9 protein-coding genes, 1 other RNA gene and 1 riboswitch are annotated in these 13,356 nt (G+C 32.3%); all 10 genes read left to right on the top strand.

Annotation, left to right across the window (positions count from 1 at the left end; all coding sequences use genetic code 11):
- Nucleotides 1-119: 119 nt before the first annotated feature.
- Nucleotides 120-1,889 (top strand): DNA primase, encoded by a 1,770-nt coding sequence (gene dnaG, locus KTC92_RS00885; RefSeq protein ID WP_220285953.1) that lies wholly within the window; start codon nt 120-122, stop codon nt 1,887-1,889.
- 22 nt (nt 1,890-1,911) lie between these two features.
- Nucleotides 1,912-3,009 carry an RNA polymerase sigma factor RpoD gene (gene rpoD, locus KTC92_RS00890; protein WP_165414745.1) on the top strand — a complete coding sequence of 366 codons (1,098 nt, stop codon included), beginning with the start codon at nt 1,912-1,914 and terminating at the stop codon, nt 3,007-3,009.
- A 119-nt stretch (nt 3,010-3,128) separates the two neighbouring features.
- On the top strand, nt 3,129-4,016 hold the full coding sequence (locus KTC92_RS00895) for a PH domain-containing protein (protein WP_220285952.1): 888 nt from the start codon (nt 3,129-3,131) through the stop codon (nt 4,014-4,016).
- Between the two features lie 11 nt (nt 4,017-4,027).
- Entirely contained in the window at nt 4,028-4,717 is a 690-nt protein-coding gene (locus KTC92_RS00900) for a class I SAM-dependent methyltransferase (RefSeq protein WP_220285951.1), read from the top strand.
- Nucleotides 4,708-5,523 carry a Nif3-like dinuclear metal center hexameric protein gene (locus KTC92_RS00905; RefSeq protein WP_216303977.1) on the top strand — a complete coding sequence of 272 codons (816 nt, stop codon included), beginning with the start codon at nt 4,708-4,710 and terminating at the stop codon, nt 5,521-5,523. Before KTC92_RS00900 ends, KTC92_RS00905 begins: the two co-directional genes overlap by 10 nt.
- Nucleotides 5,524-5,574: 51 nt before the next feature.
- Nucleotides 5,575-5,960: RNase P RNA component class A (gene rnpB, locus KTC92_RS00910), an RNA gene on the top strand.
- A 179-nt stretch (nt 5,961-6,139) separates the two neighbouring features.
- Nucleotides 6,140-6,269, top strand: a riboswitch (glycine riboswitch).
- 144 nt (nt 6,270-6,413) lie between these two features.
- Nucleotides 6,414-7,757 carry a sodium:alanine symporter family protein gene (locus KTC92_RS00915; protein WP_220285950.1) on the top strand — a complete coding sequence of 448 codons (1,344 nt, stop codon included), beginning with the start codon at nt 6,414-6,416 and terminating at the stop codon, nt 7,755-7,757.
- Nucleotides 7,758-8,049: 292 nt separating this feature from the next.
- Nucleotides 8,050-11,844 carry a phosphoribosylformylglycinamidine synthase gene (locus KTC92_RS00920; RefSeq protein ID WP_216303979.1) on the top strand — a complete coding sequence of 1,265 codons (3,795 nt, stop codon included), beginning with the start codon at nt 8,050-8,052 and terminating at the stop codon, nt 11,842-11,844.
- Nucleotides 11,845-12,098: 254 nt separating this feature from the next.
- Complete coding sequence (gene purE / locus KTC92_RS00925; protein ID WP_216303980.1) at nt 12,099-12,578, top strand: 5-(carboxyamino)imidazole ribonucleotide mutase; 480 nt, start codon at nt 12,099-12,101, stop codon at nt 12,576-12,578.
- Nucleotides 12,579-12,631: 53 nt separating this feature from the next.
- On the top strand, nt 12,632-13,339 hold the full coding sequence (gene purC / locus KTC92_RS00930; RefSeq protein ID WP_216303981.1) for a phosphoribosylaminoimidazolesuccinocarboxamide synthase: 708 nt from the start codon (nt 12,632-12,634) through the stop codon (nt 13,337-13,339).
- The last annotated feature ends 17 nt before the right edge of the window (nt 13,340-13,356 follow it).

A 13,356-nucleotide genomic window follows, 5' to 3' on the forward strand; every position in this document is an offset into this window, starting at 1 on the left:
AATATAGTATAAGCAAACATAATTTTTTTTAAAAAAAATGATTTTAAAGAAGGATAATACACTTTTTTGTCGAATAAAATTATATTGTGAACTTATATAAGTAAGGTGGTAATAATCTATTGATTGCTGAAGATGTTATCCGAAAAATTAAGGAACAAAATGATATTGTGGATGTAATATCTGAAAGGGTTAAACTTAAGAAAGCGGGGCGAAATTATATTGGTCTTTGTCCTTTTCATAATGAGAAGAGTCCTTCTTTCACAGTGTCTGAGGAAAAGCAAATTTATAAATGCTTTGGATGTGGTGAAGCTGGGAATGTAATTAGTTATATTATGAAGGATAGGAATGTAAATTTTCCTGAAGCAGCAAGGGTACTCGCCGAGAGAGCTAACATTAGTATAGAAATGGACAATGAGGAAAATAATGTTCAAAAAGACATGTATAAAAAAATGTACAATATTAATGTAGCAGCGGCTAGGTATTTTTATGACAATTTAAGAAAGGACAAGAAGGCTGAAACATATTTCTTAAACCGAGGAATTACGGAAGTTACTATGAAAAAATTTGGTTTAGGGTTTTCGTTTGATAAATGGGATGGATTGTTATTATACCTGAAAAGGAAAGGCTACTCCGAATTAGATTTACTTAGTATAGGATTAATTATTAAAAGTCCTAAAAATTCCTATTATGATAGGTTTAGAAATAGAATAATGTTTCCTGTGTTTGATTATAAAGGCAGCGTCATCGGATTTGGAGGAAGGGTTTTAGATGATTCAAAACCTAAATATTTAAATTCACCTGAGACACCATTATTTCATAAGGGGCTACATCTTTATGGATTGAATTTTGTAATAAAAAATAATAGGTCTCGAACAATAATAATTGTAGAGGGATATATGGATTGTATTTCACTTCATCAATATGGGTTTTCAAATGCCGTTGCGTCCCTGGGGACGGCACTTACTATTAATCAAGCAAAATTATTGAAAAAACATGTAGACAAAGTTATTATTTCATATGATGCTGATGTAGCAGGCCAAGCAGCAACATTAAGGGGCCTTGAGATATTAAGGACTGAAGGTTTTGATTTAAGGGTGCTGATAGTTCCAAAGGATAAGGATCCTGATGAATATATAAAAAACAACGGAAAGCAGGCTTTTCAGAAATTAGTGGATGATGCTCTCCCCTTAATATATTATAGGATTAAAAGAGCAGGTGACGGAATAAATTTTTCGAATAGTGAAATGATAATACAATATGTGAAAAAGGTTACTGAAATTATTGCAGATTTAGATCCTGTCGAAAAAGATGTTTATATAAAAAAGGTTTCTGAGGAAACAGGCATCAAAGAACAGGCAATATATGACCTACTAAGTGACGAAATCAACAAAAATGCAAAAAAAACCAAAAAAATGAATATGCAACAAGATTTTGGACAAAAATTATACTTAGAGCCAGCTTATATTAAGGCTGAAAGAAATTTGTTGAAATTTATGTTTATAAATGAAGAAAATTGTAATTATATCACAGAAAACTTGGACCTAGAACAATTGGTACTTCAAAGTCATAAAAGTATATATACATTAATTGTTAAATATAAAAACTTAACAAAAGATGAAAAAACTAAAAAAATTGAATTTATATGTAATGATATAGAATGTACAAAAGAGTGGATAAATACTATGGAAATTGAATTTTCAGGAGATGAAGAGGATCATAAAAAACTTATAAATGACTGCATTAAAGAACTTAAAAAATTCAAGTTAGAGGAGTCGAAAAAAGAAATTATGAATAAAATCAAACAATATGAATCAAAAGGTTTGCTAGAAGAATCTATACAATTAGCCCAAAAACTTATAGTAATGCAAAAAGATCTAAAACAATTATAGTAATTTGAAAGGAGGTAATATGATGAAGGATAAAAGTTCGAAAATGACTATAGTCAAAAAACTTATGGAAAAAGGGAAGAAAAAAGGATCTTTAACTTATAAAGAAATAATGGAAGAACTTTATGAGATAGATTTAAGTCCAGAACAAATAGAAAAGGTTTATGAAGTTTTAGAATCAATGGAGATAGAGGTTATTGGTGATATGCATCAAGCTGCTGCACCTGCGACTGGAGCTCAAGCTGAAACTGAACCAGAAACTGAAGAACTGGATGTTAGCATACCCGAAGGCGTATCTATAGACGACCCTGTTAGGATGTATTTAAAAGAAATTGGAAAAGTTGCTTTATTATCATCAAGTGAGGAAATTGATCTTGCTAAAAGAAATGAAGAAGGAGATCTAGCTGCTAAGAAAAAACTAGCAGAGGCTAATTTAAGACTCGTGGTAAGTATAGCTAAAAGATATGTTGGTCGCGGAATGTTATTTTTAGATCTTATTCAAGAAGGTAATTTAGGACTAATAAAAGCCGTAGAAAAATATGATTATAGAAAAGGCTTTAAATTTAGTACTTATGCTACATGGTGGATTAGACAGGCAATAACTAGAGCAATAGCCGACCAAGCAAGAACTATAAGGATACCTGTACATATGGTTGAAACTATAAATAAGCTTATTAGAGTTTCAAGGCAATTGCTACAAGAACTTGGACGTGAACCCCAACCGGATGAAGTTGCTGAAAAAATGGAAATGCCTGTAGCAAAAGTTAGAGAAATTATGAAAATTGCACAAGAGCCAGTATCGCTAGAGACTCCTATAGGTGAAGAAGAAGATAGTCATTTAGGCGATTTTATTCCTGATGATGATGCTCTTGCACCAGCAGAAGCTGCTGCATTTACAATGTTAAAAGAGCAATTAATCAACGTTTTAGATACTTTGACTCCTAGAGAAGAAAAGGTTTTAAGATTAAGATTTGGACTAGATGATGGAAGGGCAAGGACCCTCGAGGAAGTTGGAAAAGAGTTTAATGTAACTCGTGAAAGAATTAGACAAATTGAAGCAAAGGCTTTACGTAAATTAAGGCACCCAAGTAGAAGTAAAAAACTAAAAGATTACTTAGATTAGAACAGTATACTTAAGAAAACACCTTATTTAAGGTGTTTTTTCTACTCCATGTAGAATCATGTATGAATATTTACAAGGTCGGTTTAAATATGCTATAATATGCTTTAGAAGGTGATTAAATGGGAAAGTACATATCAAAGAGGGGACGCGGTTTAGGGTTTATTTTGCTCACGACTGCATTATATAATATATTAATATTAATAGTGCTCAGGTTTACTAATTCATACATCGTAGTTAGTTTATTAAAGGTCTTATTAGTGTCTTGTAATATATATCAAGGATATTACATCTTGCTTTATGCATCACTTAAATGTACTATTGATGACGAAAATATTAAAATTTATGCTGTTGGATCATTAAAAAAAATAATTATACCATTAAATGAAATTGGAGGATACACTATCTCAACTGGTACAATTGAGGGGGTTAAGCTTAATGGTATAGCTACTAATAATTTTGCAATGGGTAGATTTGTAATTGAAAAAATAGGAATGTGTAGAATGTTTGTTACAAATAATAAAAATGTTTTTTACATAAAAACTAAAAACATGAATTATGCAGTTTCGCCTCTAGATTATAAAAAATTTGAGGAAACTTTAATACATCATGATATACATGTGGTAGAGTGGAAATATAAAGTAAATAATAGCTATAATCTTCATAAAGACAAGCACTTCATTTTACCTTTAATGGGTGTAAGTATAATAATAATAATATTAACCTTAAATCCACTTATATTATATTTGAAACGTAATATACCTAATATTATGCCCTTAAACTTTGATGCGAATTTTAATCCAATACAAATGGGGACAGGCAAACAATTTGCATTTACTCAGATGATTTACGGGGTATTAAATATGGCGTTGCTTTTTTGTATGTATTATGCAAGTTATTTTTGCGCAAAACATGATAGGAAATCAGCATATAAATATATTTATATGGCACTAATTGTGGCAATGATATTTTTAATATTGCAGTTTAAAATATTAATAAATTTTAGATAAGGATGAGAGATATGGAGCTTAGTATAAGATTAAAATGGATTGCAAGTATGATAGAAGAATGTGATAGTGTTATCGACGTAGGCACGGATCATGGGTATGTTCCTATTAATTTAGTGAAAAATGGTGTAATAAAAAAAGCTATTGCTTCTGATATAAATAAAGGGCCTGTTGAGAAGGCCAAAAATAATATTATTCACAATAATATGCGTGGTCAAATTATTTGTAGACTGGGAAGTGGACTATCTACAGTTGAAAAGGGAGAAGTCCAGGTAGCTATTATTGCAGGAATGGGTGGCAATTTAATAAGAGACATTTTAGAAGCTGACTTAGATGTTGTTAAACAATTTAATTATATGATACTTCAGCCAGTTCAAAATGCTGAGGTTTTGAGAGAATATTTATATGTCGCTGGGTATGATATCCTTGATGAAGAAATTTGCAATGATGATGGTAGGTTTTATGAAATTATCAAGGCAAGGTATAATACTAAACCAGTAGAAGTAGACAGTATATATTACGAGATAAGTAAAATATTATTAGATAAAAAACAATTAGTAATGCAAAAATTTATAGAATATAAGTTGCAAAAATATTCAAAAATATATGATACTTTAAATGAAGATACAATTTTATCTAAAAATAGAAAACAACAACTTTATCTTGTTATAATACGGCTTAAGGAGTTTTTGAAATGCTTTTAAAAGTAAGTACTATTGAGCATATTATGCAGCAGGTTGCTCCACATATACTAAAAGAGGATTATGATAATGTAGGATTAATGGTTGGGGATAAAGATGCGCAGGTTACAAAAATTTTAATTGCATTAGATTGTACAATGGACGTAATTCGCGAGGCAAAGAATAAGGGGTGCAATTTTATATTGACTCATCATCCTCTTCTTTTTGTTAAACCCAAAACTATTACCACAGACACTTTAGTAGGAAAAAAAATTATTGAGCTAATTGTGAATGGTATAAATGTATATGCTAGTCATACAAATTTAGATTCAGTTAAAGGCGGACTTAATGATATTGTCACAGAAATTTTAGGGTTTACTAATTATAAGGTAATAGAGAATTCAACAATTCAAGGGTATAATAATGGTGATAATGGTATTGGAAGGCTAGTGATTCTGGATACCCCAATTTTATTAATGCCCTTATGTGAAAAGGTTAAAGAACTTTTAAATACTGAGTATATTAGGTATGCAGGCGACCATAATAAAGTAATAAAAACCATTGCGATTATAAATGGCAGTGGAGAAGACTTTTTTGAGGAGAGCATAAAATTGGGTGCAGATTGCATTATTACAGGAGATACTAAATACCATCATGTTAGTGATTTATTAGAAGAAAACATAGCGCTGATTGATGCTGGGCATTTTGCAACTGAGTGGACACCACTCATAATATTTGCAGAAAAGTTCAAAAAGCAACTGATAGAAAATGGATATGACAATGAGGTTATAATTTCTAAAAATACACATGATCCATATAAAGTTAAGTAATAATAAAATACTATTTGCTTTTATTTTAATAGTATGATATCATTGGTTTTACGAGTAAGCCAGACAATCGCTGCTAATTATTGCGTGCGATAATTAGGAGAGGAAAGTCCGAGCTCCATAGGGCAGGGTGCTGGATAACACCCAGTGAAGGTGACTTTAAGGAAAGTGCAACAGAGATATACCGCTAAAGGCATTCAAAAGTTTAGTTTTTCTAAATTTTTGAATGTACTAGCAAGGATGGAAAGGCGAGGTAAGAGCTCACCAGCGCAATGGCGACTTTGCGGCTATGTAAACCCCACCTGGAGCAAGATCGAATAGGAGAACATTATGAGGCTGCCCGTCTCGTTCTCGGGTGTATCGCTTGAGCCTATTGGTAACAATGGGCCTAGATAGATGATTGTCTAATACAGGACTCGGCTTATAGGCTTAGTCGTACCAAAAAACACTCACTTTACAGTGAGTGTTTTTTTTATTGACTAAAAATTCAAAATATGTTATAGTCATGCGAAGTATTACAAATTAATAATTTCGGATGAAGATATTTGGAGAGAGATGTATAACATCCACCGAAGAAGTTAAACTTTCAGGTATCCATTTTTGGAGAAGTACTGATATCGGACGAACCTCTGGAGAGACTTATATAAGCACCGAAGGAGAAAGCTAAACATTATTTAATTACATATTATTTGTATGAAATTTAATAGTGCATTAGTGAAACTCTCAGGTAAAAGGACAGGGTTATTTTCAAGAGGTCATTTTATTTTGATCTCTATTTTTTGTGTGCTTTAAAAAATAATGGTCTCACAGAGTATTAATTGGTATAAATATATTCTTTACACAAGAAATTTTTTATCTGAAAAAATTTTAATAACTAGAAGGAGCGTGTGTTTATGGATTTTTTATCAATTATTAAAGGTATTAACGGTGTTTTGTGGGGGTATGTACTAATATTTTTGTTATGTGGTACTGGAATTTACTTTACAATGACGTTAAAATTTGTTCAAGTAAGAAAATTTAAAGATGCATTTAAAAAGACTTTTGGAGGAGCTAAATTCGGCAATAAAGCAGGAAAAGATGGAATGTCATCCTTTCAAGCCATGACAACTTCAATAGCGGCTCAAGTAGGAACAGGAAATTTAGCAGGAGCCGCAACTGCTATAGCATCAGGAGGACCGGGTGCTATATTCTGGATGTGGCTAAGTGCTTTCTTTGGCATGGCAACTATTTTTGCGGAAGCAGTGCTTGGTCAAAAGTATAAACAGACAGTTGACGGTGAGGTGACGGGAGGACCTGCTTACTATATTAGTAAAGGCCTTGGGAGTAAAAAGTTGGCAGCATTTTTCTCAGTAACTATAATAATTGCATTAGGATTTATAGGGAATATGGTACAATCTAACTCAATAAGTGCAGCAATAAGCCCAAATACCAATATTCGTATAATCATTGGTGTGATAGTTGCAGCATTAGCGGGTATGATTTTTATTGGAGGAGTAGGCCGAATTGCAGCCTTTACTGAAAAAGTAGTTCCGTTTATGGCTATATTTTACATACTGGGTAGTTTAGGAATCATTATAGTGAATTTTGCTAATTTAGGACCAGCATTTAAAATGATATTTGTAGGAGCTTTTAACCCTAAAGCGGCTACTGGCGGTTTAATAGGAGTTGGCGTAAAAGAAGCTATGAGATACGGCATTGCAAGAGGTTTATTTTCTAATGAAGCTGGAATGGGGTCAACACCACATGCACACGCAGTTGCAAAAGTTAATCATCCAACTGAGCAGGGACTCGTTGCAATAGTATGTGTATTTATTGATACCTTTATAATTTTAACATTAACTGCACTTGTTATATTAACTACAGGAGCATTAGATGGAAAAACTACTGGTATAGCGTTAACTCAAAAAGCTTTTTCGAATGGTATGGGAAGTCTTGGAGGTCCATTTGTAGCTATAGCGTTATTTTTCTTTGCTTTTTCTACCATAGTAGCTTGGTATTTTTTTGGAGAGGCAAATGTTAAATACTTATTTGGAAAAAAAGCGTTAACGACATATAGAGGATTGGTTCTTGTATTTATAGTATTAGGAGCAGCTCTAAAGGTTGATCTAGTTTGGGAACTCGCTGATACTTTTAATGGATTAATGGTTATACCGAATTTAATTGCATTATTAGGTCTTGGAGCTTTAGTTAAAAAGACTTTGAAAAATTACGAAAATGATTTTGAAAAGAAAAACTAATTTTATAATTTTCTTTTTAGAAAAAAACAGGATGGCAGATTTATGCCATCCTGTTTTTTTGTTAGTATTAAAACAATGAAGTATGGAACTACATTAAGATAAGAAATTTCATAATTACTATAATATTATTAAATTTCGTAATTTAATAATATTATAGAAAAATTAAAAACCACTTTATTCTAAAATATGCTTTTATAATTAGATGAAGTATATTATAATGTGATTATAACGAATTATAAAAGAAAATCATTGTTTAATATTCGTATAAATATAAATTTTGGAGGTATTAATCATGAAAGATAAGATATATAGGTTATATGTAGAGAAAAAAGCGAACTATAATGTTGAAGGTGAAAAAAAACTAAGAGATATAAAAATAAATTTAGGTATATCGAACTTGGATGGGCTTAGACTAGTTAATAGATATGATGTTATGGGAATAACCAAGGAGCAGTACCTAATGTCAAGGAATACAATATTTTCAGAACCTACAGTAGATCAGGTTTATGATGAAGAGTTAGATATTCAAAAGTACGATACTGTATTTGCTATTGAATTTTTGCCTGGACAATATGATCAGAGGGCAGATTCAGCTGCTCAATGTATACAAATTTTAACTCAAGAGGATAAACATATAGTTAAAAGTGCAAGAGTTATAGTGTTAAAGGGAAATATTACTAATGACGAACTAAATAAAATTAAAGAGTATTGCATAAATGCCGTAGACTCTAGAGAAACAGGGTTTGATAAACAGAATGATTTACAGCAAAGGTTTAATGAGCCAGAACAAGTAAAAACAGTAGAATCTTTTATTGAGATGAATGATACGGATTTAAAAGAGTTCTTAAAAAGTAATGGACTTGCTATGAGCTTTGAGGATTTGAGATATTGTAGAGATTATTTTAAAGAAACGGAAAAGAGAGACCCATCTATAACGGAGATAAAAGTTATAGATACGTATTGGTCAGATCACTGTAGGCACACAACTTTTAATACTGTAATTGAGGATGTTTACATAGAAGATGGTAAATATTCTAAACCAATTAAGATGGCTTACGCGGAATATTTAAATACTAGAGAGTTTGTTTATGATAAATCAAATAGGGACGTAACACTTATGGATATGGCTGTTATTTCCATGAAAGATTTAAGGAAACAAGGGAAATTAAAGGACCTTGATGTTTCAGACGAAATAAACGCCTGCAGTATAATTGTGAAAGCAGACATTGAAGGAGAGAAGGAAAAGTGGCTAGTAATGTTTAAAAATGAAACCCACAACCACCCTACTGAGATAGAACCTTTTGGTGGTGCAGCTACTTGTCTCGGTGGATCAATAAGAGACCCATTATCAGGTAGAAGCTATGTGTATCAGGCAATGCGTGTTACTGGCTGCGGTGATCCAAGGACGAAAATTTCAGATACAATAAAAGGCAAACTTCCTCAAAGAAAAATAACCCTTGAAGCTGCTCATGGATTTAGTTCTTATGGAAATCAGATAGGACTTGCTACAGGACTCGTTTCTGAAGTTTATGATGAAGACTTTGTGGCTAAAAGAATGGAAGTAGGGGCAGTTATTGGAGCTGCACCTTATAAGAACGTAGTCCGTGAAAAACCAATGGCATCTGATGTTGTTATACTTCTTGGTGGCAAAACAGGACGTGATGGATGCGGAGGAGCTACGGGTTCATCTAAGCAGCATAGCGAGAGCTCAATACTAACTTCAGGATCAGAAGTTCAAAAGGGTAATGCGCCTACAGAAAGAAAGATTCAAAGATTATTTAGAAATCCAAAGGTTACGACGCTTATAAAAAGATGTAATGATTTTGGTGCAGGCGGAGTATCCGTAGCTATAGGGGAACTCGCAGATTCACTTATAATAAATTTAGACAAAGTCACTAAAAAATACGAGGGCTTAGATGGTACGGAGCTTGCTATATCAGAATCCCAAGAACGTATGGCTGTTGTTGTTAGGCGCGAAGATGCTGTCGTATTTATAAAGCTAGCAGAAGAAGAAAATTTAGAGGCTGTAGTGGTGGCGAAAATAACTGATGATAATAGGCTTAAAATGGTATGGAAGGGAAAAACTATTGTTGATGTGAGTAGAAGTTTCTTAGACACAAATGGAGTTAATCAGCGTATTAATGTAAAAGTAGCAGCACCTAAAGAGAATGAATACTACTTTTCAAAAGATTTAAAATGGAGCGAAGGTAATTTAAAATCAATAAAAGATTTATGGAATTCTAATCTATCAGACTTAAATGTTTGTAGTCAAAAAGGATTAGCTGGGAGGTTTGATAGCACAATAGGAGCAGGAACGGTGTTAATGCCTTTTGGTGGAAAATTTCAGAAAACACCAATTCAGTCCATGGTAGCAAAATTACCTGTACTTCGCGGAGATACAACCACTGGTACAATAATGTCCTATGGGTACAATCCTAAATTATCAAAATGGAGTCCATTCCATGGAGCTGCTTATGCAGTAATAGATTCTGTAACAAAGGTAGTGGCTAGTGGGGCTAATTATGAAAATATTAAACTAACATTTCAAGAGTATTTTGAAAAATTGTCAAAAGAACCGTATAAGTGGGGTAAACCATTTTCATCACTTTTAGGGGCATTACATGTACAAAAACAATTCAGCATAGCGGCTATTGGTGGAAAAGATAGTATGTCAGGTACCTTTAATGATATGAATGTACCGCCAACGCTTATATCCTTTGCTGTCGATGTTATAAATACAGATAAGGTTATATCTCCAGAGTTTAAAAATGGAGATAGTCAGGTTGTTTTAGTTTATGCAAATACTTGTGAAGATGGATTACCTGATTTTGGCGAGCTTCGTCAAAACTATAAATTGGTAAAGAAGTTAATAGATAGTGGCAAGGTGTTATCAACCTATGCAGTAGGGATGGGAGGTCTGTCAGAAGCTATATCAAAAATGTGCTTTGGTAATAAAATAGGATTTGAATTTAAAGAAGATATTCAGGTGGAAAGCATATTTAAAGAGGATTATGGCAGCATTGTAATGGAAATAGATAAATGCACGCTTTCAGAGTTAATTAAAGAGAATTTAAATATTAAGATACTTGGGCATACTCAGGTAGAACCATTTATCAAAGTCTTAGGGGAAACTATTAGTCTAGAAGAAGCGTTAAGTAATTGGGAAGGACCTTTAGAAAGTGTATTTAGCACGAAAGTAAATACTAGTAAATTAAATATCAGAAATGATAAAATTTATGCAAGTGTTGAAAATCCAAAATTTAAATCGGCTCCTGCAATTAAAATAGCAAAGCCTAGAGTTATAATTCCTGTGTTTCCGGGTACTAATTGTGAATATGATTCTATGAGAGCCTTTGAAAGGGCTGGAGCTGAAGTGGAAATTATGGTAATAAAGAATCTATCATCAAGGCATATTGAAGAATCTATAAAAGCTATAGCAGAAAAAATAAAAAGCTCTCAAATTGTTATGCTTCCAGGTGGATTCAGTGCTGGTGATGAGCCAGATGGGTCTGGTAAATTTATTGCTACATTCTTTAGAAATCCTATAATACGCGAAAGCATACATCAGTTATTAAAAAATAGAGATGGGTTAATGCTCGGAATATGCAATGGCTTTCAAGCCTTAATAAAACTTGGGTTACTGCCCTTTGGTGAAATAACGGATATAACACAAAACAGCCCAACCTTAACGTATAATGAAATTGGTAGACATGTATCTTGCACAGTGCAAACTAAAGTGGTTTCAACCCTGTCTCCTTGGCTTAGTAATTTAAAAGTTGGAGATGTGCATTCAATTCCAGTATCACATGGAGAAGGTAGGTTTGTAGCAAATGAAGAAGTAATTAAAAAATTATTCGCAAGTGGTCAAGTAGCCACTCAATATGTAGACTTCGACGGAATGCCAAGTTATGATATAAACTTTAATCCTAATGGTTCAATGCATGCTATTGAAGGAATCACTAGTTTGGATGGAAGGGTTTTCGGTAAAATGGGTCACTCTGAAAGAGTAGGCGTTAACACTTTAAAAAATATTATTGGTGAGAAGGATCAAAAGATATTTGAGGCAGGAGTAAATTATTTTAAATAAAAGATAAGAAGCAGTAAGGGTACAAATTGTGCCCTTGCTGCTTCTTTTTTATTTTTTTGGAATTCGGATATAAAAAACTAGTTTAACTTAAAAATGCGAACAATTTATTAATGATAGTAATTAAACGTACATATATGTAGAAGAAACACGAACGATAATAATAAAAATAGCATTAATGCATTGACTTAACGAAAAAAAACTGTTAAGATGAAATTATAAAAGTTGTTATTTAATTACATTGGGGAGGTAATAAAATGAAGGTAGGAGTTATTTTTGGAAGTAAATCAGATAAGGATATAATGAAAAATGCAGCGATAGCACTTAAGGAATTTGATGTAGATTATGAAGTACATATTCTCTCAGCTCACAGAGTACCAGAAAAATTAAAGGAAGTAATAAATGAAATGGAATATAATGGGGTAGAATGTATCATAGCAGGGGCAGGACTTGCAGCGCATCTTCCAGGTGTAATTGCATCACATACAGTAATGCCGGTGATTGGAGTGCCCATTAAAGCGGCTCTTGGTGGTATAGACTCACTACTTTCAATTGTTCAAATGCCAAAAGCAATTCCGGTTGCTACTGTGGGCATCAATAACAGCTATAATGCTGGAATGCTTGCAGTTCAAATTTTATCCCTTAAGTATATTGAACTTAAAAATAAATTAATTAAATATAGAGAAGAAATGAAAGAAAAATTTATAGCAGAGAATGAAGAAGATATAGAATTTTAAAATGAAAGTTAAGGAATGCGGTTTATAAATTAAAATTTGAGGAGTGATTGTTAGTGGAAAATTCAGTATTGTTATATGAAGGAAAAGCAAAAAAAATGTTTAGCACAGATAATAAGGATGAGGTCAGAGTATATTATAAAGATGATGCAACAGCATTTAATGGAATTAAAAAAGCTCAAATTGAGAAAAAGGGAATTTTAAATAATAGCATAACTACTATGTTATTTGAGTTATTAGAGAAAAAAGGTATAAAAACTCACCTTATTAAAAAAATAAGCGATAGAGAACAACTTTGTAAAAAGGTTGAAATAGTGCCTCTAGAAGTAATCGTAAGAAATGTTGCCGCTGGTAGCATGGCAAAACGATATGGAATAGAGGAAGGAACTAAGCTAAAAACAACAGTCCTCGAGTTAAGTTATAAAAATGATGAATTAGGTGATCCACTTATAAACGATTATCATGCAGTAGCAATGGGCCTTTCGACTTTTGACGAATTATTAGAAATATATAAAATGGCTTCAAAAATAAATGATATTCTAAAGGAAATTTTCTTTGAAAAAGATATTAATTTAATAGATTTCAAATTAGAGTTTGGGAGATTTAATGGAGAAATAATTTTGGCAGATGAGATATCACCAGATACTTGTAGATTTTGGGATGTTAAAACTGGAGAAAAATTGGATAAAGATAGATTTAGAAGAGATTTGGGTAATGTTACAGAAGCTTACGAGGAAATATTAAGTAGAATAAATAATAAATAAGATATATACAAGAAATA

This window comes from Clostridium sp. CM027 (assembly GCF_024730565.1).
GTDB lineage: Bacteria > Bacillota > Clostridia > Clostridiales > Clostridiaceae > Clostridium_AD > Clostridium_AD estertheticum_B.